This is a genomic window from Enterococcus sp. 6D12_DIV0197, assembly GCF_002174385.1.
Taxonomy (GTDB): Bacteria; Bacillota; Bacilli; order Lactobacillales; family Enterococcaceae; genus Enterococcus_D; species Enterococcus_D casseliflavus.
In genome coordinates this window covers 2,000,118-2,022,160 of record NZ_NIBN01000001.1, presented here as the reverse complement: position 1 = coordinate 2,022,160, position 22,043 = coordinate 2,000,118, and the positions used below count along the sequence as shown (strand labels likewise).

The window sequence follows — 22,043 nt, the reverse complement described above, 5'->3', positions numbered from 1 at the left end:
ATTCAGGTTTTGCTATACTAGAGCTAGCAAATAAATTGGAGTTGAAAGAATGGACAATAATTTTCATCAAAATCTACATATTCGAGCGGTGGAAGAAAAAGACGTTGATCAGTTCAATGAACTGTTAAGCTATGTTTTTCAGATCACTGAATCGGATATTGAAGAAAGCGGCTATGAGAGCAAACGGGAAATGATTAAATCTAAGCGCCCGATCTTAGAGCTTTCCAAAGTCTTTGGCTGGTTCAATGAAGACAAGTTGATCTCGCAAATCGCCGTTTATCCTTGTGAAGTCAATATACACGGCAAATTGATCAAAATGGGTGGAGTGACCGGTGTTGGGACCTACCCTGAGTATGCCGGGCATGGCCTGATGAAAGACTTGATCAAGCTTGCCTTAGAAACGATGCGGGAAGACCAGCAATGGATCTCCTACCTTTACCCTTATAATGTGCCCTACTATCGTCGCAAGGGCTGGGAGATCATGTCCGACAAGCTGACCTTCAAAATTCGTGATACCCAGCTTCCGAAAACCAAAGAAGTCCCTGGGATCGTAGAGCGCAAAGAAGTGGATGATCCTGATGTCTTTACTGTCTACAACCAATTCTCCCGCGACAACCATGGTGCCTTGCAGCGGACCTCTTTTCACTGGGAAGAGTATTGGCGCTATGAAAATGAAGAAGAGCGCACCGCGGCTGTTTATTACAATGCCAGTGGTCATCCGACTGGTGTACTTTTTTATTGGGTAGCCGAAGAAGTCTTCCATGTAAAGGAAATGTTCTACTTGAATCAAGAAGCCCGCAATGGTCTTTGGAATTTTATCTCTGCCCATTTCTCAATGGTTTATTGGGTCAAAGGAGACATATATTCAAATGAACCCCTGTCCTTCTACTTGGACGATAGCCAAATCAAAGAAACCATCGAGCCTTATTACATGGCGCGGATCGTCGATGTTGAACAGTTTTTGAAAAACTTCCCATTTGAAGCCTTCCAAACACCCTTTCACTTTGTTGTTTCCGACCCAGTTGCCGATTGGAACAACGGGATCTTCGGTGTCCAATACAATCACGGGGAGATCGTGGTTTCAAGAGAAGCCATCGGAAAAGCGGTCCAGCTGGATATTCAGACATTGTCTTGTCTGTTGATGAATTACCGCCGCCCAGCTTACTTAGAGCGTGTGGAACGGCTAAATACCGATTCAGAAACACTGGCATTACTGGAATCGATCATCCCTGATATGGAAGCCTATTTCAGCGATTATTTCTAAACAACGAATCAACCAAACGTAAACTATGAATGATTAAGGAGTGTTTTTGAATGAAACTATATTTTGCTGCTCCCCTGTTTGCTGCTAGTGACCTGCGCTACAACGCCGAACTTGTTGCGTCGATTCGTCAGCAGTATCCGCAGCTGGAGATTTATTTACCTCAAGAAAATGCCGCGATCAATGATAAATCCGCCTATGCGGATAGCAAAATGATCGCTTTGGCAGATACCGAAAAAGTGCTGGAAAGTGATTTGATGATCGCATTGCTGGATGGTTTGACCATCGATGCTGGGGTTGCCTCTGAGATCGGTGTCGCTTATGCTAAAGGCATTCCTGTTTTAGGGCTTTATACGGATAGTCGCCAACAAGGTGCCGACAATCAGCAAAAACTGGCAGCATTACAAACCGTTGCGGAAAATCAGTTCCACTATGTCAATCTTTATACGGTGGGTTTGATCAAGCTAAACGGGGAAATTTACTCCTCTGAAGCAGCCCTTTTAGCTGGCTTAGCCGACTATCTTTCGGAGGACAACTAAATGGGGCAAAATTATCAGCGACTGCAAAAGGTATTCACTATTTTTGGTATTCTCGTGTTTTGTTTTTCTTTGTGGGAATTTTTCCGTGGTGTCTATCCGCAAACACAAGGATTGATTTTTCTCGCCCAAGCCTTGCTTGGGATTTTATTGATCTTCGTCCCAGAAATGAGTAAAAAGTTCTTGAAAATCCAGCTACCAAACGCCACCGTCTACTTTTATTGGTTTTTCTTGCTGATCTCTGTATTTATGGGGACGATCTTACATTTGATCGAAACCATTACTTTCTGGGATAAAATTCTGCATGCGGTAAGTCCAATGGTCTTGACGGCTGTCGGCTATGGATTGATCTGTCTGCTGCTGAAAGAAGTCAAAGTTTCAAACGTCTCTCCCTGGTTATTCTTACTGATGGGCTTTGCTTTTGCTGGCTTGTGTGGTATCTTCTGGGAGTTTTGGGAGTTTATCTGCGATTCTGTTGGTGGAATGAACCTCCAACGTTATGCAACCTTAGATGGTACTCCGTTTATCGGTCGTGAAGCATTGATGGATACGATGGGTGATTTACTGACCAACACGATTGGTGCTGCCTTAATGGGCGTGATCGCGTATGTGCAAGGTCGAGGCAAACCTGATTACTTTGAAAGTTATCGGATTAAAAAATTATCATAAACGACCTTTAAAAGTTTGTTGAAACCAGCGTTTTTCAACAAGCTTTTTTCTTTTGTTCTTTTATTCATAAAGAAAAATTTATAAAAATACTTAAATAACACATCTTATTTTTATAGATTCGCTGTGTATCAAGGTTTGACCTTTCTTACACTTCCCTATAAAACGATTACATCCACAAAAAAATTCCCTCGTTTAATCATTTTTATTTCCCCAAAAAACCATGGTCTGTTATAATTACATTATTCATTTGACGTTGCGTCAGTAAAGGAGAGGCTTATGGTTCTAACAGTGTTTTTTATTTTATGCTGCTTGATTTTTTCATCGATCACCTATGCGTTCTCTAAAGATGCTCGAAAATTTGTCCAACCTTTATCAATCAAAATTATTTTTATTGCATCAGCTATTATTGCGGTTTGGACAATGTTCTTTTCAATGGTTGCATTTGTCGCTTGGGTCATCTAAAAAACATTCTTGTCAGTTGCGATCGTTTTCGCTGCACTGGCAAGAATGTTTTTTCTTTTGATTAAAATAGTTTGATTTGATTCAATGGCCAAAAGCGCAGCAGCACTTTCCCTTCCAGTTGATCTTCCGTTACAACCCCGAAACTGCGACTGTCTCTAGAGATCAAACGATTGTCTCCCATCACAAAATAGCTGCCTTCAGGCACCATTACTGAGAAATCTTCCGTAAACTGTTCCGCACCAGCGGCGATTTGCTGAAACATTTCGCGATAAGAATATTCGTCTTGTAATTGATCGTCTGCAAATTTCTCTTTAAACTCATCTAAATAAGGTTCTTCGTATACTTCTCCATTGATCGTTAGGACATCATCTTTCATCTCGATGGTATCACCGGGTAAACCAATCAACCGCTTGACAGCGATTTTACTTGGATCATCTGGTTCAACACATATCACGATGTCTTGTCGGTCATAGGAGGAGATTTTTGATGCAATCAAACGCTGTTTATCTGCCAACGTTGGGTCCATAGAATGGCCACTGACTTGAACTGGGGTCAGGACAAACAGACGGATGAGAACCACGGCGACGATAAAGAAAAGCAGTAACCAATTTTCTTTGAGGATTTTTACCATAGCTGCTCTTTCGCTCCTTTACTGCATCTTTTGTCATCGGCGAAAGCTTGTTCTGCCATTTTGACAAAAGATATCTTCCTCAATCTTACGTGGAATTTTTGCTTTGAGCAAGAGAAATCATCGATTTTAAAAAATTTATGATATTTCTCGTTGAGAAAAGAATCGTTTATGTTCGATCACGACTCAAGAAAGCAAACACATCTTTTCGACGTAGACTCCCTATCAGTTGGTGATTTTCTTCGATCACCAACGTCTCATGACTCGCAAATAAAGTATACAACTCATTTAATGGCGTAGATGCTGCAATTTTCGGGTCAGCTTGATTGATGTCATTGCTGAAAAAGTTCATCCGTATCAAATCTCCTGCTGTGACCAGTTTCGCTTCATCTTCCCCGGTTTCTTCAAAGAAGCTTTTCACAAAAGCGGTTTTTGGTTGTGAAACAATGACTTCTGGTGTATCGCATTGAACGATCTTCCCTTGATTCATCACAGCGATGCGCGTCCCTAATTTTACCGCTTCTTTCATGTTATGCGTGACAAAAATAATCGTTGTCCCAAGCTCTTGGTGCAGATCGAGGACTAGCTCCTGTAAGGAATTACGAGAAATTGGATCAAGGGCACTAAAGGGTTCGTCCATCAGAATGATTTCGGGATTGGCAGCTAATGCGCGCAAGATCCCGATCCGTTGCTGTTCTCCACCAGACAATTCTTTCGGCATTCGATGACGGTACTGCTCTGGGTCAAGTTTGACCTGTGTCAGCAAACGATCCACGGCTTCTGAGCGATCTTTTTTTGACCACCCTAACATCTCTGGGATCACTTCGATATTTTGTTTGACATCCATCGTCGGAAACAGAGCGATTTGTTGGAGAACATACCCCATTTGCCAACGCATCTTTTGAATATTGTATTCTTTGATGCGTTTTTCTTTGAAGTAAATATCACCATCTGTCGGTTCTGACAACGCGTTGATCATCTTCAAAGTCGTCGTTTTCCCACTCCCAGAAGGACCGACCAAAACAAAGATTTCTCCTTTATTGATACTCAGATCTAATTGATCGATCACTAGTTTTTGATCAAACTTTTTACTGACGTTTTTAAATTCAATAATTGGTGTCATTCTTGTCCCTCCTTAATTAATCCTTCGTCTATCAGGAAGGTACGTGCGACTTCTGCTGGATTTTTTCCTTCGACATTGACCTGATAATTCATTTCACTCATTTGTTCTTCGGTGATTTTCCCTGCCAACTTTTCCAATGCACGGACGACTTCTGGATGTTCCTCGGCAAAGGCTTCTTTCATCAAAGGCGCTCCTTGATAAGGTGGAAATAGTTCCTGATCGTCTTCTAGAATAACTAAGCCATATTGACGCAATTCACTGTCCGTGGAATAGGCATCCAGTAGATTGATATCACCATTATTGATGGCTTGGTAACGCAATGCTGGTTCCATACTTTGGACACTTGGAAAATCTAGCCCATAAAGTTCTTGGATCCCCGCATATCCGTCCGTCCGATCAATGAATTCGAGAGTGAAGCCAGCTTTGATTTGATTTTCGATTTTCTTCAAATCAGAGATCGTGGTTAGTCCATTTTCCTCAGCAAATTCTTTTTTGACAGCCAACGCATAGGTATTTTGATACGCCATCGGCTGAAGCAAGGTCATCTCAAACTGATCCTTCAATAGATTGACTGCTTCGGTATAGGTTTCGTCGGAGTCAAGGTTTTGACTCGCAAGCTCTTCTGGTACCTCAACTAAGCTCTCCAACACGGTACCAGTAAACTCTGGATATATATCAACTTGACCATTGTCCAATGCGCTGAATAAGAAAGAGGTTTTTCCAAAATTTGGCTCTAGTTCAACTTGGGCATCAGGGTCTTCTTGTTCAATCAATTCTTTGTACATGTTGATCAAGATATCAGGTTCAGACCCTAGTTTCCCTGCGATCGTAATGGTTTTGGGAGCAAAAAATCCGCTTTGTGAGAAGGAAACCCCACCAATCAGCAAGATGATTGCTGCCAACGTGATCAAGGTATAGCGCGGTTTTAAATGTTGCAGGTAACGGATCAGGGTACTGAAAACAATCGCCAACAAGGCAGACCCGATCGCACCAATCAACGTTAACTCAGGCGCATTTCGATCGATCCCTAACAAAATAAAGGAACCTAACCCGCCAGCGCCAATCAAAGCGGCTAAGGTCGCTGTTCCGATGATCAAGACCAGCGCCGTGCGAATCCCAGAAATTATGACAGGCAAAGCAATCGGCAACTCGACTTTGATCAATCGGCGCATCCGAGACATACCAAATGCCGCAGCAGCTTCTTCGATTGATGGATCGATCTCCGAAAGGCCAATATAGGTATTTTGAAAGATCGGCAATAATGCATAAATAACTAATGCGATCAATGCAGGTGGCGTTCCGATCCCCACGAATGGAATCAATAAACCTAACAGTGCCAGTGATGGAATCGTCTGTAACACACTCGTTATTTGTAGGCCGACTTCCGCTGCCCGTTTATGATTAACCAGCCAAATAGCTAAAGGAACAGCAATAACGATCGCCACGAGCAGCGCAATGATCGACAATGACAAATGTTCAAAGACAGCTGTCAGCAATTCCCCTTTTCGCTCATTCAACGTTTCAAAAAAAGTATTCATTTTTTCATTCCTCTCCTACTCCATAAGAACAGTATAATCGAAGTGCGAATTTCCTCCAAACAACAAGCAAGGAGAACTTTTTTGTCATATGTTGAGAGACAAAAAAACGATGGCTGCCAATGAAATGGCAACCATCGTTTTGTATTTATTCATTTGTTCTCTTTTTATTACTCGGTCATTGGCGTATTTTCAAAAACCAGCTGATCGTTCAATAATTCGATCGTGACTTGGGTCTTTGGTAAGACTCTGCCAGCAACGATTTCTTTTGCCAATGGGGTTTCGACTTCTCTTGTGATAAACCGACGGAGAGGTCGCGCACCATACGCTGGCTCATAAGCATTTTCAGCGATCCAGCGTTTGGCCTCTTCAGTGATCGTCAACAGTATATCTTGGACTTCCAGTCGTTGTGAAAGCTGTGCGATGATCTTGTCGACGATGCCTGTCACATCGCTTAGACTAAGCGGTGTGAATAAAATCGTATCGTCGATCCGATTTAAGAATTCTGGTTTGAAATGGCCTCTCAAGAGATTACGGACAGTTTCTGCGACAGTTTCTGGGATCGTCCCTTCTGCAGTCACGCCATCTAGCAAGACTTGAGAGCCGATGTTGCTGGTCATGATCAAGACGGTATTTTTGAAATCAACGACGCGTCCTTTTGAGTCTGTCAAACGGCCATCATCAAGCACTTGCAATAAGATATTGAAGACATCTGGATGGGCTTTTTCGATCTCATCCAATAAGACGATCGTGTATGGATTGCGTCGAACGGCTTCGGTCAATTGTCCGCCTTCTTCAAATCCAACATAGCCTGGAGGGGCACCGACCAAACGAGACACCGAATGTTTTTCCATGTATTCGCTCATATCGATCCGAACCATATGCTCTTCAGAGTCAAAGAGGTTGACCGCTAACGCTTTCGCTAATTCGGTCTTACCGACGCCGGTCGGTCCTAAGAACAAGAAGGAACCTAATGGTCGATTTGGATCTTGCAGACCAGCTCGGGAACGAATGACTGCGTCACTGACGGCATCGACTGCCTCGTCTTGTCCAATCACTCGTTGATGCAAGGTCTCATTTAATTTCAACAGTTTTTCTCGTTCGCCCTCCACTAATTTCGCAACAGGGATTCCTGTCAAGCGGCCCACGACTAAGGCGATCTCATTTTCTGTCACTGACTCTTGAACCATCCGAATGCCTTCGTCTTGGTTTTTTTCTTCCAATTCAGCGAGTTCTTTTTCCAGTTGGGGAATCGTCCCATGACGAAGAACAGCTGCCCGTTCCAAATCATAGTTATTTTCAGCATCTTCCAACTCATGCTTGGCTTTATCGATCTCTGCCCGTTTATTTGAAACTGCATTGACTTCTTCTTTTTCCGTTTCCCACTGCATTTTCATGGTATTGACTTCTTCACGCAATTCCGCCAATTCTTCTTGTAAAATGCCTAAACGTTTTTTCGATGCATCATCAGATTCTTTTTTCAGTGCGGCTTCTTCGATCTCCAATTGCATCAAACGTCGAGTGACCTGATCGAGCTCGGTAGGCATCGAATTCATTTCTACCCGAATCGTGGCACTTGCTTCGTCGATCAAATCGATGGCTTTGTCTGGTAAAAAGCGGTCCGTGATATACCGATCAGATAAGGTCGCAGCAGCAACAAGCGCATTGTCATGGATGTTGACGCCATGATGGATCTCGAACCGTTCTTTCAAGCCACGTAAAATCGAAATCGTATCTTGAACGGTTGGTTCCTGTACCAGCACTTTTTGGAAACGACGTTCCAAGGCTTTGTCCTTTTCCATGTATTGACGGTATTCATCAAGGGTGGTTGCGCCAATCGTATGCAATTCTCCCCTTGCCAGCATTGGTTTTAGTAAGTTTCCAGCATCCATGCTGCCTTCCGTCTTACCAGCACCTACAATATTGTGGATCTCATCAATAAAGAGAATGATCCGTCCATCGGCTTTTTTCACTTCTTGTAAGACGGCTTTCAAACGCTCTTCAAATTCACCACGGAACTTGGCACCTGCGATCAAGGCACCCATATCCAGAGAAAAGATCGTTTTGTCTTTTAGGTTTTCTGGGACGTCTTTTCGCACGATCCGTTGAGCCAATCCTTCAACAATGGCTGTTTTACCAACCCCCGGTTCACCAATCAAAACGGGATTGTTTTTTGTTTTCCGAGAAAGGATGCGAATCACGTCGCGAATTTCTTCGTCTCGTCCGATAATGGGGTCCATTTTTCCGCTGCGGACTTGTTGGACCAAGTCAACGCCGTATTTTTCTAATGCTTTATATTGTTCTTCTTGATTTTGTGAGGTCACACGATCCCCTCCTCTTAATGTTTCGATCGTTTGCTTGATTTCTTTCGCGGTGATTCCTTGTTTCTTTAAATACACCGTCAATGGATGATTTTTCAATTTCATCAACGCATAAAGGACGATTTCTGTGGAAAGATACTCGTCTTGAAATTCATTTTTTAATTGATCTGCCTCAGACAAAAGATGAAACAGATTTTGACTCATGGATTGACCATAACGAACATTTCCTCCTTCAACCGAAGGCAGTTCATCTAGTAGCTGGTCGACTTCCTTTTCAAATGCATCGACATCAAGGCCTGTATCCGTATAAAAATTGCGGCCGAATTGATTGGCTTGCAATAAAATCTTCCATAAATGCGGAATATCGATTTCTTGGTGGTGACGCGTCATGGCAATCTGCTGTGCTTCCGCGATGGCACTCTGTAATGTAGTCGTCATTTTTTCTGGGTTCATACTTTTCCCTCCCAAAATGGTAGTCAGAAAAATTAGTACACTGCAAGCAGCATCCTTTTTTCTACTCTTCCATTATACAATATTGGTCAGTAATGGTCAAAAGATTTCCCTCGAAGATCAAGATTTTTTTCAGTATTCTTTCATGAAAATTGACAGATAGGAAGCCGCAATGGTATGCTAGGTCCTGATTGGTCAGGAACAATCGATTTTCCTGATCCTTTTGATCGCTCTTTGGCGATAGTTATTCAGTAAGATTATCTACTTAGCTGTAACGTCTACTGTTTACAGCTTTTTTATATGGAGGAAACGATGTTAACATTAACGAATATTAGCCAACAATTTGGCGACAAATTGCTTTACGAAGATGTTTCCGTTCAAATCAACCGTGGGGAAAAAGTCGGGTTGATTGGACGGAACGGCGCTGGCAAAAGTACTTTAATCAAAATCATTACAGGAGAAATTCTCCCAGACGATGGCTTTGTTCAATTTCCGAAAAATTTGAAAATGGGCTATTTGGATCAATACGTCAATGTTGATGAAACGCAATCGATCCGTGATTTTTTGCGCTCTGCCTTTGCAGAAGACTTCGAAAAAGAACAACAGATCGCAGATCTTTATACTGCTTATGGAGAAAGTCTTGACGATAAGCTTTTAGAAAAAGCCGGCGAATTGCAAAATCAATTGGATCAAGGAAATTTCTACCAAATGGATACATTGATCGATGATTTAGCAGAAGGATTAGGTATTTCGGTTCTCGGCATGGATACCCCCCTTGCTTCCTTAAGTGGTGGTCAACGCTCAAAATTGATCTTAGCAAAAATGTTGCTAGAAAAACCCGACATGCTGATTTTAGATGAACCGACCAACCACTTAGATGATGAGCATATCAAATGGCTGGTTGAGTTTTTACAGGACTTTACTGGTACCTACTTAGTCGTTTCTCATGATCGTCAATTCTTGAATGAAATCACTACCCATATCATTGATATCGAATTTGGCAAGCTTTCTAAGTATACGGGGAATTTAGACAAAGCATTAAAGCTAAAAACGCTGCAAAATGAAAGTTATATGAAGCAATACGAAGCACAACAAGAGCATATCAAGAAAACCGAAAGCTATATCCGTAAATACAAAGCTGGTTCTCGTTCAACAATGGCAAAGAGTCGTGAAAAACAATTGGCAAAAATCGAACGTTTGACCCCACCCCAAGATGTCCCTAAACCGCATCTAGGATTTGATTTGGCACCGATCGTTACGACCTTGGCATTAGAGACGACCAATCTAGTGATCGGTTATGACCAAAAGCCTTTACTATCGCCAATCAACCTAACGATCCGCTATGGCGAAAAAATTGCGATTCGGGGATTTAATGGGATCGGTAAATCGACGTTGATCAAAACAATACTTGGTGTGATCCCTGCAATTGAAGGAACCGTTTCTTACCCACAGCATACAAAGTTTAATTACTTTTCTCAAGATCTTGACTGGGAGTATCCATTACAGACGCCTCTGCAATACCTCGAGGATCTTTTCCCAAAGGCAACCAACAAAGAATTGCGACGACAACTTTCTCGTGCGGGATTACCTAGCCAGCTTGCTCAAGAGGAATTGAAATTATTAAGTGGTGGCGAGCAGACAAAAGTGAAGTTAGCTGAAATGATGCTGATCAAAAGCAACTTTTTGATTCTTGATGAACCGACCAACCATATCGATCAAGACACGAAAAACAATTTGGAAGAAACCCTGGCAGCTTTTCCCGGAACCGTTCTGATCGTTTCCCATGAAGCTGAATTCTATGAATCCTTTGTTGATCGGATCATTGATTTGAAAGACTAAAAAAAACGCTTATCCTCTACTCGAAGATAAGCGTTTTTTTAACTTTCCACTTTTTCTTTTCTAAGCTCTGTCAGCTCTTGGCTAATGTCTTTGCGCTTTTCTTTCATTACATATGCAAAGCCAATAATGAAGGGCCAAATGAATGTCGCTAAGCGATACAGCAGCATAGAAGATGCTGCATCGACTGTGCCGACTAATGGACCAAAAAGCAGCATATAAATAAATTCAAAGGAACCGATCCCTGCCGGTGTTGGAATCACCCCGGACAAGACGACGGCAAAGCTGATGAAGGATAACGTCAACAAGAAATCGATCTCTGGGTGCTGCACGACAAGAATCACATAAGGGATCACGTACCAAGGCAGCATCTTCAAAAGATTCCAAAGGTAGATGCGTAAGAAAGCGGTCCGGTCGGTAATGATTGCATTGACCGTTTCTCGCAAAGAATAGATCTGGGTGTTACATTTGTCAACGATCCCTCTTAACGCTGCACTTTTGAATAGCTTATTGCTGACGATCACAAAAAAGACTTGAATGTTGATACTGACAGAAAGTGCCAGTAAAGCGGCAATGATCAAAAAGACGAGTACGATCCCCGCCAATATCACCCAAATCATATTCGGCGCATTGTCATAGAATAACGAGAATTGAATGATCAACCCAGCGATCGCATAAGTCAATATGGCAAACTTATACATCACCATGTGTAAGGTGGTGACCCCAACCCCTTGTGACAACTGCAAACCATTTTTACGATAAAAATTCACCTCTGAGATCAAGGTGCCCGCGCCAAACGTCACGATCCGATAAAACCCACTGTAACAGACGGTTAGAAACCCCGCCTTGGTGGTGAATTCCGGTTGAAAAGTCACTGCGATCTCTTTAACTGTTCGTCCTTCAATCACTAGGTACAATGTGCCAAGCCCCATAACCAGTAAGACGACGAGAAAGCTGGTCTCTCTTAGCCCCGCTAAAATTTCCATCATCGAGTTACGGACAAAAAAATACATCACACCCAGAATGCCTACTAGTAAAAGTAAATTAAGGGCGAACTTCACTTTAGTTTTCATATTAACTCCTTGCTTGTTAAACCGAATTTATGCAAAAAAGACCATCAGCAGGATAGCAAAAACGGTGCCGAAAGCAAAAAAGAAATAAAACTTCTTCTTTCTTGTTTTATGGCGAAACACGCGTTGCGCGATCAAACCGCCTAATCCGCCGCCAATCGCCCCCATAAAAAGGAGATTTGCTTCGGGAACCCGCCAACCTTGTTTTACTGCCTGATATTTATCATAACCCATCAGACAGAAAAGATAAAGATTGACTGCAATTAAATAAAACCACAATGGATTGTAAATCAGTGCATCCATCCATTTCCTCCATATGATTGATCGTAGGGACCATTATTTTGATTCTTGTGCTTCCTCAGGTACCAACATCGTCAACCCATGCTTGATGACTTTCATCTCGATTGGCAGATCATCCGTTGGATCGCCGTCGGTCCGAGTATGAACCGTTTTTTCTTTCGCTTTGATCGAGACCTTTGCGGCAGTGAAGTATTCAACACTTGGTACTTTGGCAATTCTACCCCGAATAATTCTTGGCAAATACAAAATAAACCGTAAAATGTTCAATTTTGGCAAAAGAATAACATGGAACAAGCCATCGTCAGGTTTTGCTTCTTCATCAAAGTTCTTAAACCCACCTGCTGAATTCGACATAACGATCGTCAGTAATTGACTTTTCCCCTGCCATTTCCGTTCGTCAGCGATGATTTCCAATTTGTATTGTTTCTTTTTGATCAACAGATGAATGAACCGTTTCATAAACGCCAACGGACCGTACTGTTGTTTTTCTTCTTGGGAAGTTGCTGCTGCAGTATCTGCTAAAAGACCAATGGTCATCGTCGAGATCATTACTTGATCATTGACCATCCCATAATCGATCGGACGTTCAACCCCTGTTAAAATATTCTCAAACGCTTCTTCTGGCTTGACTGGAATACCTAACATTCGAGCGAAGTTATTTACCGTTCCTCCAGGAATGATCCCGATCTTCAGCTCATCCAGCTTTTCTTTGAATGTTTGCAGCCCATGATGGATCGTTCCATCCCCACCAATAATAACAATCGTATCGACCGCATGTTTCTTGGCTGCCTCTTTAACATCCTCAGGGTCAACATCGGGATTTGATGCTTGTAAAAACACTTGATGCTCATCGCCTTGTTCGTTCACATAGGCTTGGAATTTTTCTGCTGTTTCTTTTGCTTCACTTTTCCCCGCTGTATCGTTGTATAATACGAGAATTTTCATCCTATTCACATCCTAATAAAAGGCCGGGCCTTACGCAAGACCTGCGTGAAGAGTTCCCAGCCCTAAAGTTATTCTTTTCTTTCAATGAAGAAGCTGCTGCTATGCTTGCGCATTCAGTTCGGCGATTTTCACGATCACATCGGTCGCTTTCATCATTGATTGTAGTGAGACGAACTCATAACGTCCATGCATATTTTCTCCACCAGCAAAGATATTCGGGGTTGGAATCCCTAGATAGGAGATTTTCGAGCCATCGGTCCCACCACGGACAGGTTCTGTCATCGGTGTGATTCCAACTGCTTTCATCGCATCTTTCGCTAAATCAATGATGCTCATATCTTTTTCGATGATTTCTTTCATGTTGTAGTATTGATCATATAGATGAACGTGCACTCGTGGTTCATCAAAGCGGGCATTCAAGCTTTCTTGAACCGCTAATAATTGTGCTTTTCTTTCTTCGAAACGACTCCGGTCATGATCTCGAATAATGTATGCCATTTTTGCTTCTTCTACTGAACCACTAAGGCTCATCAAATGGAAGAACCCTTCTGTCCCTTCGGTTTTCTCAGGAACTTCATCAGCAGGTAGCGCATTTTGAAAATCGACTGCTAGTTGCAAGGCGTTGATCATGGTGTCTTTAGCTGTTCCAGGGTGGACATTCTTTCCTTGGATCGTAATTTCAGCTTGCGCCGCATTGAAGGTTTCGTATTGCAATTCTCCTACTGGACCGCCATCCATTGTATAGGCAAAATCAACATTGAAATCTTCAACATCGAATTTATCGGCACCAACACCAATTTCTTCATCAGGTCCAAATGCGACTTTGATTTCCCCATGCTTGATCGTTGGGTTTTTCAGTAAAATTTCCATGGCAGTCATGATTTCTGCAATACCTGACTTATCATCAGAACCTAATAAAGTGGTACCATCAGTAGTGATCAAGGTTTCGCCAGCATAATTTTTTAAATTCGGAAAATCTTTTGTGTTTAATGTGTATTTTCCTTCTTTATCTAATTTAATGGTCGATTCGCCATCGTAATTTTCGATGATCTGCGGATCAACATTTTCTGCATTAAAATCGGCGGTATCCATATGGGCGATAAAACCGATGGAGCGCACGTCATGATCGACGTTACTTGGTAATGTTGCGATCACGAAACCATTGGATTCATTGTAATGAACATCGCTTAACCCTAGTTCTTCAAGTTCTTTTTGCAGTTCTTTAGCAAACGCGACTTGTGTTTGGGTGGAAGGTGTTGTGGTGCTTGTCGCATCTGAGCGAGTTTCTGTTTTGACATATTTTAAAAAGCGAGGCAATAAATTTTCGTACATAAAAGATTCTCCTATCTATAGTCAAATGGATTTGTTGAAGTGGTGGAAGGAACAAAGGTCACAGCCCAGTTCTCTTCTGCTTTCCACTGATTGAATTTCTCAATAAACCGCGGAATACATTCCTTTTCGATGTTGTGCCCTGGATCGATCGCGATCAACCCATTGGCTTGCATGTCATGGGCGAAATGGTAACTGATATCGCCAGTAATATACACATCCGCTTGATGGCGTAAGGCATCGGAATAAAACGATTGGCCACTGCCGCCACAAATGGCGATTCGCTGAATTTTTTCAGGTGCATTAGGAAAACTGACAACACGTAAAGCAGTCAAACCAAACCGCTCTTTGACACGTGCGACAAACTGATCAATGGAAAGAGGCTCAGCGAGGTTGCCAACCCGTCCGATTCCATAGGTCTTCGGCAAATTGTCTAAGGCATACAGATCATAAGCTGGCTCTTCGTAAGGATGAGCAGCGATCATTGCCGAAAGGACCTTTTTCTCGATCGTTTCTGGAAAAATGACTTCGATTTTCGTTTCTTGCACCTGTTCTTCTTTCCCAATCTCACCGATGGCAGGATGCGCCGCTTGCTGTGGTGTAAAGCGACCGGTGCCAATCAATGAATAGCTGGTGTTCTGGTAATTGCCTTGCTGACCAGCACCAGATTTTCCTAATGCCTTTCGCAATGCTGGTGCCGATTCAACAGGTGTAAATACAGCTAGTTTCTTCATTTTTACTTGATGGGTTTGCTTCAAGTACGTATCTGGTTCAACTTCTAGCAGTTCACAAAACCAATCGTTCAAACCGTCTTCAATAATATCCATATTGGTGTGGGCGGCGTAAACGGCGATATCATGCTTGACGAGATCCATCAACATCTTTTGTTGCGGATCATCGGTCAGCAAGCGGTTCAAAGGGCGAAAGATCGGTGGATGTTTCGCGATGATCAAGTCGATCTTTTTCTCGATGGCTTCGGTTACCACTTCTGGACGGACATCAAGGGTCATCATGACTCGCTCGAGGGGTTTGTTTAATGTACCAACATGCAGACCAACAGGATCGCCTTCTTCTGCCAACCATAATGGGCAATATGCTTCAAAGCGTTTGATAAATTCTTGACCAGAAATCATGCCAGTACCTCCTTGATCCATTCGATTTGTTCTTTCAATTCATTCATTTTCTCAGCAGGTGGTTCTTTGGCTTTCTCTAACTCTTTGACCACTCGTTGACGCTGCTTCAATTCATGCTGCCATTTTTTATAAAAAACTGGATTTTTTTCTTTTAATAAAAAGGGACCAAAAAATAATTGCTGGGGCGTGTACGTCGCTTTTCCAGTTTCCGCAACGATGATTTCGTAATTTTTGTCATTTTCTTCTAACAGCACTTCATGAATGATCGTAAAATTGTGATCAACGAGCCATTCCCGCAAAGTCCTTTCGCCAACATTCGGTTGTAAGACCAAACGCTTGACCCCCGCTAAGCGATTTTTTCTGCTGCCTTCTTCTAAAATAGAGCGAATCAAAGTCCCCCCCATTCCAGCAACAACAACCGTGTCGATCTTATCTGCTGGCTGAATAGCGTCCAATCCGTCTGCTAAGCGCACCACGATCTTCTCTGTTAGCCCGTTTTTACGTACTTGTTTACTGGCAGAATCATAAGGTCCTTGAACGACTTCTCCAGCTACAGCATAAGTGATTTTGTTCTGCAGCATCAATGCCACAGGTAAATAAGCATGGTCGGAGCCGATGTCGGCGATACGTGCTTGGTCGGGAATTTGTTCGCCCACGCAAGCCAAACGATCCGATAATGCATGTTCGTTCATATTGTCACTCCTTCTTTCGTAGTATAACACGCTTTCCATAAATAGAAAAAAATGTGCGTCTTGACTGTGGTGCCATTGCCAAGGCGCACATTGCATTAATCGTTCACTAATTCAACCTTTTGAATCGAGTTACCGGGAATTTGCGGTGGGATCGACATCGTCATGATCGGGACACCTTGCAGCGACACTTGGACCTTGTCTCCTTCAACTAACTCCTCGATCTCTCCCGAATAGGCCTCGACAGGGACATGGAGAATGACCCCATCATTTTGAAAACTTTGGACGACTTGATCCTCATCTTCAACTGCCGCTACGTCTTTCAAAAATAATTGAAAGGTATCATCCGAACCTGCTCGGGCATCTTCTTGGATAATACCAGTAAAAACCGTCGCTGTTTCGCTCTCTGAAGAACTATTGGCAACGGAACTAGCATTCTCACTTGATTCAGAAGGCGTGTTATCGCCACTTGATGCATTGTTGTTTTCGGGACTGCCACAAGCCGTTAACAGCAACACTGCTGCTAAGGACAAGCCTAGAATCACTTGTTTTTTCATCATCTTCTTCCTCCAGTAATGGTTTTTTTAGGCATCATTTCGTCGATTTTTGCCCGTCATTTGGATCTCTTGTGTCAAGTAACGAATACGCTCCATAATACGTTTGGCTTTCAATGGTTCGGATTCGCCGCGTTGCGTTACTGAAAGATGCTGCTCCAACTCATGCATAGTAAAATTCGAGGTAAAGAACGTCGGGAGTTGCTCTTGCATTCGGTATTGTAGAATCACACCGAAGACTTCGTCACGAATCCAACTGCTCATCGCATCCGCACCGATATCGTCCATCATTAAGATTGGGGCTTTTTTCACTGCATTCAGCTTATCCCCCACCTGATCTTTGCCGATTGCTTGTTTCATCTCTACTGCAAATGTCGGGAAGTGAACCAATGTCGTCGTGTAGCCAGCCTCCGCTAAATCTCTGGCGATCGCGCCAAGCAGATAGGTTTTTCCGATCCCAAAACTCCCCACAAAGTATAGTCCTTTATGAAACTCCTGTGGATTGGCTGTCAACTCACTAATAAAATCAACGGCAGCTGCGATGGCCTCCATTCGGCCAGGCGTTTGCTGATAATCTGCAAAACTTGCTTCTTGTATATCTTTAGGCATATCCATCGCTTTGATGCGACTGCGGATCTCTTCTTGTTTCTGATATGCCAGTAGTTCTTTCGTTGGTACATAGGTGACGTCAATAAAATGAAAATTTAACGCTAAGCGCGGCTCATAGCCCGGTGCGATCATGGATGGATCATTGATGCGGAATTTCCGCTTTTCTTGGACGAACTCATACAGTTTCGCATAGCTTTTTTGAATATCTGCTTCGGTCAATACCTCTTCATTTTCGGCAATAAATGCTTTGACATCAGGATCTTGTAAAACTTCTGCCATCATTGCTGAAAACTGATCACGGTAATTGCGTTTATCCAATAGTTTTCCTAAGTTTTTCCCTACATCTTCCATTACTTGTCACCAGCTTTCTTATGCAAGTAGTTTTGCAGTTTTTTATCTAATTCTGCTTGTCGCTCTGGCGTTAAGGCTGTCTCTTCCACTGGTTTTTCAGCCCAAGAAGGCAGCTTTTCTTCGCGAATGATTTTTTTGCCGCTGGTTTGTGGTCGGCTGCGTTTTTCCTTGGCACTTCGAACAAGGCTCCGAACATGTTTGATGGCATCTTCTGCCGTGCCAATTTTTAATTCTGACCACTGGGCGGCGATATTGTTCACATAATTCCCTGACAAAGCGGCATTGTTTTGGACCACCAAGACATAATGAACCAGAACATTGATCACACTATTTGGCAATGGTGACCGTTCGACAAGGCTCTTGATCAGCCATTGTTCTGAATCCGTCATGAAACTGTTCTTCTCCGCTTTGATCGCCTTGAGAAAAGCGATCGGTGCATTGTTCTCACTTTCTTGAATCAATAAGACATCATTTTCTGAAAAACCATTCTGTTTTAAGGTATTGAAGCGGCGCAACTGACTTTCCGCTTGGGGATCTTCTCTTTTTGATGTTTTCGTGAATGTTTGCCGTGATTTCTTCATGATAGCTTGTTCCAGCTTCTTCTGGTCGACCTCGCCTGTTGTCAAAGAAACATTGTCCGCCATCAAATCCAACAATTCCAACACATCATAGCCATATAAAGAATGGTATAGAACTAACTTTTGTCGAAAACTTGGCGTGAAATTAGCGGCACGGATATACCGACGCTGCGCTTCATATAAAAGAAAGTCCCAATCCAACTGCTTTTCGTCAAGCACCAAGTTCGCTTTGGTTTCTTGAAAAGAATCACTGACTGCCTGTAACGTTTCTTCATGTGAAGCAAAACGTGCGGTATTTAACCCATAGGCGGCTGAGAAGGATTGCGTCACTTCCTGATAATCGGTCAAGGAACACTGCTTTGGTTGATACAGCTTGACCAGCTGATCAAATTTACGCTCCCCGACTCTTTCCAACAACAGATAAGCATACAATTCATCTTGAAAAAACGCTGCTGGATGGACCGGTTCTTGCAACCAATACAGATACGAGCTCCCGTTTTGAGCATCTGCTTTCTCATAAGACTTTAGCAAGCCGATGCCCTCTAAGTTTTGCTTGGCTTTTATGAAGCGAGGCATTCCCGCATTCATGGCATTCAAGATATCTAGATGCACGGTCGTCATCGACTCCTCGCCAGAAAAGCTTTGGGCTTGGACATCGCTTGCGAGTGTCAAATACAACGCTAAAGCATCACTTTCAATAATTGGTTGATACAAATAAATGAGGGCGTCTTTCCCTTCCGTTGTAAGTGGACGGCTTTTGAACACTTTGTACGATTGATTCGGTAAACTATTGCCCACTTGTTGTCCCCCTCTATTCTTGTGGTTCTTTCGCTTTTTCGACGATGTCTTGTAGTTCTTTTAAGAAAACTGACATGTCTTTAAACTGGCGATAGACACTGGCAAAACGGATATAAGCGATCTCGTCTAAATCAACTAAATCTTCCATCACATACTCACCAATCTGTGTTGTAGAAATTTCATTTTCACCAAGAGCACGAACACGACTTTCCACATGATCGACGATCGTTTCCATTTGATCCATTGTCACTGGTCGTTTTTCAGCAGAACGAATCAAACCCCGTAGGATTTTTTCGCGATTGAATTCTTCACGGGCACCATTCTTCTTAATGACAAGTAGGGGTGCCTCTTCGATACGTTCAAATGTTGTAAAGCGATAGCCGCAATTTTCGCATTCACGACGGCGGCGAATCACACGTCCATCATCGGCTTGTCGACTATCAACTACCCTAGAATTGTTATGATGACATTTTGGACATTGCATAGTTCCACCTCATTTTCTCTCTTATGCGCTTACGTATTTACGTAAAGTCATCGGTTTCTATGATTAATTATAACATGAAATCCGTTGGTACAATAGCCAAAGTGGTTTATTCTGTTCATTTAATACAAAATTTAAATAATGTTATAACTACTGTTTTTTTGAATTTGAAAAAACGACAGAAATTTTTCTGCCGTTTCATTTCGTTATTTATCTTTCATTTGCAGCAAAGAAACAAAGTCATGCAAATTTGCTGGCTGTTCCATCTGCTGATTGCACCGTTGGCTATCCCGGCAAATATAGTTCCCCCGTTTGGTATACGTTCCATCGCCATTGCTTTTTGTCAGAGAAAGAAACATCGAGACATTCCCTTCATGCTGGCATAAGGGACAGATTCCTTTCTTGACCTCGGTTGAGACATGACCGTGAAGTCCTGTAAAGCCCTGCTCAGTGGCAATGATCATAAACTTGCTTTGACTACCGATATCATCCCAAGAAAGATAGGTGGTCTCTTTTAAATCAACGGAAGCAAAATCAGGTATTTTCAGTTTTTTTACTTTCCGAAACATTTTTTCAATTTGTTTTGTTGTCGGTACCTGAAAGGGTCGGACGTACTCTTTGAGCTCTGTTAACAGCTCATTGCTGCGACTGATCGTCATCCCCGGTTGAAAGAAAGCAGCTAAAATTTCTCGTGGTGCTGTTTCTTCTTCAGGAAAAAATTGTTCTATGGCGTCTTTTGTCATCGTTTCAACCGTTTTGATCGTTCGAGGATCATTGACCGATTGATACGTTCGTACTAATTGGTATACTTGATGTTTAATTGAATGAAATTGGTAAGGTTCGATCATAAAAAAGCCTTCTTTCTAATTTTCCGTTTCCTATTGCGGCTGTTCTACTTTCTTGACAGTCGTACACAATGCATAAATAAGCATTTGATGACCACCTCCCAATTTCTTTGCTTCTTTCCATGCGATCTTAATGGATTATAATGAGAGGTTGAGAAATTGTCAACTGTGTAGGTGGTTGTCTTTCAACCTCTCTTTGGTCTCATTAACAAAAAATGCCTCGTCTAGAAGACGAAGGCATCCATGTTTGTTTATAATTTATCTTCAATTCCTGTGTAATGCTTCAGCTGGTCTGCATCCCGTCGATCATTCGAAGAAATTTTATTTGCATCGGGATTTTCAGCTCGCAATAGTTCTTCGCTGCTGACATTTTCAGGGGTGGTTCGATCATTGCGGGCATCACGCTCATCATTTTGATCATCTAGTTCATTGACTCGTTTTTGATCGTGCTCTTTCTTGATTTGACCTTCTTGTGCTTGTTCTTTTCCAGAGTGGGCAAGTTCTCCATTATTGGTCCACTCACCGATTTTTTCTTTGGCTTTGCCAACGATCACATCTTTTTCATCTTTAAAAGTACCCATAGTTATCATCCCTCCTGTATAGTTTCATCATAACAAGCATTCTGTTTTCTGACAAAAGATATGAATGCGATACCAAACAGTCAGCAAAATGTTTTTCTTTATGCTATAATATGAGCGATTATTTTCTGAATATTCTTACAACTGGAGGTGAAGAACCTGTTTAAGGTTCGACAATAGATGACAATCCTCGATTTCCAACAGGTTTCATTCGTTCGCAACAAGAACTATTTATTAAAAGCAATCAATTGGCAAGTGAAAAAAAATGAGCATTGGGCGATTTTAGGTCTGAATGGTGCTGGCAAAAGTTTATTACTCCAAATGATCACGGGAAGTTTATGGCCTTCTTCTGGTCAACGAACGGTCTTAGGTGAGCGTTACGGAAAAACGTCTGTGCCGGATCTTCAACGGCGCATTGGTTGGGTCAGTTCAGCGCTGCAAAGCAAGTTTTATGGTCGCGATCTTGCCGAAGAGATCGTTCTTTCCGGGCTTTATTCCAGTATTGGTCTTTATGAGTCCTACGAAGAAGAGCAGCTGATCCAAGCAAAAGAGCTTTTGACTGACTTAGGTTTGTCGCATTTGATCCATCGTTCCTATCACGTCCTTTCGCAAGGGGAAAAACAATTTGTCATGATCGCACGTGCCATGATGGCACAACCAGAGATCCTCATTTTGGACGAACCTTGTACGGGCCTTGATTTATTTGCCCGAGAAGAACTGCTAACCCGTCTGGAGGCTTTTTCACAGCTGCCGAATACGCCGACACTTCTTTACGTTACCCATCATACGGAAGAGCTACTACCGATTTTCACTCATTTGCTGATGTTAAAAAACGGCGAAGTCCATGCCGCTGGTCAACGAGAGACGATTTTTACTGAGGAGGTTCTCACCTCTTTTTATGATCAGCCGATCGTTCTTCACCCCTTTTCCAGCAATCGCGTGATCGTGACCCCAAAATAAAT

The 22,043-nt window shown here is 42.5% G+C and carries 22 protein-coding genes; 6 read left to right on the top strand and 16 right to left on the bottom strand.

What is annotated here, in order from left to right:
* Window positions 1-49 precede the first annotated feature (49 nt).
* The 4 genes from A5867_RS09260 to A5867_RS09245 all read left to right on the top strand — a co-directional run bounded on the left by A5867_RS09260 (window position 50) and on the right by A5867_RS09245 (window position 2,928).
* The gene (locus A5867_RS09260; RefSeq protein WP_005226022.1) at window positions 50-1,264 is read left to right on the top strand and encodes a GNAT family N-acetyltransferase; all 1,215 of its coding nucleotides are present in this window, start codon (window positions 50-52) and stop codon (window positions 1,262-1,264) included.
* A gap of 50 nt (window positions 1,265-1,314) precedes the next feature.
* Window positions 1,315-1,800 (top strand): nucleoside 2-deoxyribosyltransferase, encoded by a 486-nt coding sequence (locus tag A5867_RS09255; protein WP_010748216.1) that lies wholly within the window; start codon window positions 1,315-1,317, stop codon window positions 1,798-1,800.
* Window positions 1,801-2,466, top strand: a complete 666-nt coding sequence (locus A5867_RS09250) for a hypothetical protein (protein ID WP_087627433.1) — start codon at window positions 1,801-1,803, stop codon at window positions 2,464-2,466.
* Between the two features lie 276 nt (window positions 2,467-2,742).
* Window positions 2,743-2,928 carry a hypothetical protein gene (locus A5867_RS09245; protein WP_005226019.1) on the top strand — a complete coding sequence of 62 codons (186 nt, stop codon included), beginning with the start codon at window positions 2,743-2,745 and terminating at the stop codon, window positions 2,926-2,928.
* Window positions 2,929-2,989: 61 nt separating this feature from the next.
* Here A5867_RS09245 and lepB read toward each other — a convergent pair whose 3' ends face one another.
* The 4 genes from lepB to clpB form a co-directional block, all read right to left on the bottom strand.
* A complete protein-coding gene (gene lepB / locus A5867_RS09240; protein WP_087627432.1) occupies window positions 2,990-3,559 on the bottom strand; it encodes a signal peptidase I in 570 nt (189 codons plus the stop codon).
* Window positions 3,560-3,725: 166 nt separating this feature from the next.
* Window positions 3,726-4,679, bottom strand: a complete 954-nt coding sequence (locus A5867_RS09235) for an ABC transporter ATP-binding protein (RefSeq protein WP_005226017.1) — start codon at window positions 4,677-4,679, stop codon at window positions 3,726-3,728.
* Entirely contained in the window at window positions 4,676-6,217 is a 1,542-nt protein-coding gene (locus tag A5867_RS09230; RefSeq protein ID WP_005226016.1) for an ABC transporter permease/substrate-binding protein, read from the bottom strand. The genes A5867_RS09235 and A5867_RS09230 overlap by 4 nt, the downstream gene beginning before the upstream one ends.
* 167 nt (window positions 6,218-6,384) lie before the next feature.
* A complete protein-coding gene (gene clpB, locus A5867_RS09225) occupies window positions 6,385-8,988 on the bottom strand; it encodes an ATP-dependent chaperone ClpB (RefSeq protein WP_005226015.1) in 2,604 nt (867 codons plus the stop codon).
* Window positions 8,989-9,297: 309 nt separating this feature from the next.
* On the opposite strand from clpB, the gene A5867_RS09220 reads away from it, so the two are divergent.
* On the top strand, window positions 9,298-10,824 hold the full coding sequence (locus tag A5867_RS09220) for an ABC-F family ATP-binding cassette domain-containing protein (protein WP_010748209.1): 1,527 nt from the start codon (window positions 9,298-9,300) through the stop codon (window positions 10,822-10,824).
* Window positions 10,825-10,862: 38 nt separating this feature from the next.
* Here A5867_RS09220 and A5867_RS09215 read toward each other — a convergent pair whose 3' ends face one another.
* From A5867_RS09215 to A5867_RS09160, 12 genes are all read right to left on the bottom strand, one after another.
* Entirely contained in the window at window positions 10,863-11,894 is a 1,032-nt protein-coding gene (locus tag A5867_RS09215; protein ID WP_074535939.1) for a lysylphosphatidylglycerol synthase transmembrane domain-containing protein, read from the bottom strand.
* A 27-nt stretch (window positions 11,895-11,921) separates the two neighbouring features.
* Entirely contained in the window at window positions 11,922-12,194 is a 273-nt protein-coding gene (locus A5867_RS09210; protein WP_010748207.1) for a DUF1294 domain-containing protein, read from the bottom strand.
* A gap of 33 nt (window positions 12,195-12,227) precedes the next feature.
* Window positions 12,228-13,136 (bottom strand): diacylglycerol kinase family protein, encoded by a 909-nt coding sequence (locus tag A5867_RS09205; RefSeq protein WP_087627431.1) that lies wholly within the window; start codon window positions 13,134-13,136, stop codon window positions 12,228-12,230.
* A 99-nt stretch (window positions 13,137-13,235) separates the two neighbouring features.
* On the bottom strand, window positions 13,236-14,468 hold the full coding sequence (gene pepT / locus A5867_RS09200; RefSeq protein WP_005226010.1) for a peptidase T: 1,233 nt from the start codon (window positions 14,466-14,468) through the stop codon (window positions 13,236-13,238).
* A gap of 11 nt (window positions 14,469-14,479) precedes the next feature.
* Window positions 14,480-15,598: a Nif3-like dinuclear metal center hexameric protein gene (locus A5867_RS09195; protein ID WP_283160466.1), complete on the bottom strand. Its 1,119-nt coding sequence runs from the start codon at window positions 15,596-15,598 to the stop codon at window positions 14,480-14,482.
* Window positions 15,595-16,290 (bottom strand): tRNA (adenine(22)-N(1))-methyltransferase TrmK, encoded by a 696-nt coding sequence (locus tag A5867_RS09190; RefSeq protein ID WP_010748203.1) that lies wholly within the window; start codon window positions 16,288-16,290, stop codon window positions 15,595-15,597. Before A5867_RS09190 ends, A5867_RS09195 begins: the two co-directional genes overlap by 4 nt.
* A 95-nt stretch (window positions 16,291-16,385) precedes the next feature.
* Window positions 16,386-16,847 (bottom strand): hypothetical protein, encoded by a 462-nt coding sequence (locus A5867_RS09185; RefSeq protein WP_086338255.1) that lies wholly within the window; start codon window positions 16,845-16,847, stop codon window positions 16,386-16,388.
* Between the two features lie 24 nt (window positions 16,848-16,871).
* Window positions 16,872-17,801, bottom strand: coding sequence for a primosomal protein DnaI (dnaI, locus tag A5867_RS09180; protein ID WP_005226006.1), 930 nt, complete (start codon window positions 17,799-17,801; stop codon window positions 16,872-16,874).
* A complete protein-coding gene (locus A5867_RS09175; RefSeq protein WP_087627429.1) occupies window positions 17,801-19,177 on the bottom strand; it encodes a DnaD domain protein in 1,377 nt (458 codons plus the stop codon). Before A5867_RS09175 ends, dnaI begins: the two co-directional genes overlap by 1 nt.
* Window positions 19,178-19,190: 13 nt before the next feature.
* Entirely contained in the window at window positions 19,191-19,661 is a 471-nt protein-coding gene (nrdR, locus tag A5867_RS09170; RefSeq protein ID WP_005226004.1) for a transcriptional regulator NrdR, read from the bottom strand.
* Window positions 19,662-19,864: 203 nt separating this feature from the next.
* A complete protein-coding gene (locus tag A5867_RS09165; protein WP_015509634.1) occupies window positions 19,865-20,506 on the bottom strand; it encodes an elongation factor G-binding protein in 642 nt (213 codons plus the stop codon).
* Window positions 20,507-20,754: 248 nt separating this feature from the next.
* Window positions 20,755-21,093, bottom strand: a complete 339-nt coding sequence (locus A5867_RS09160) for a CsbD family protein (RefSeq protein ID WP_170927523.1) — start codon at window positions 21,091-21,093, stop codon at window positions 20,755-20,757.
* Window positions 21,094-21,261: 168 nt separating this feature from the next.
* Here A5867_RS09160 and A5867_RS09155 point away from each other — a divergent pair, with 168 nt between their 5' ends.
* Entirely contained in the window at window positions 21,262-22,041 is a 780-nt protein-coding gene (locus A5867_RS09155; protein WP_087627427.1) for an ABC transporter ATP-binding protein, read from the top strand.
* Window positions 22,042-22,043: the final 2 nt, after the last annotated feature.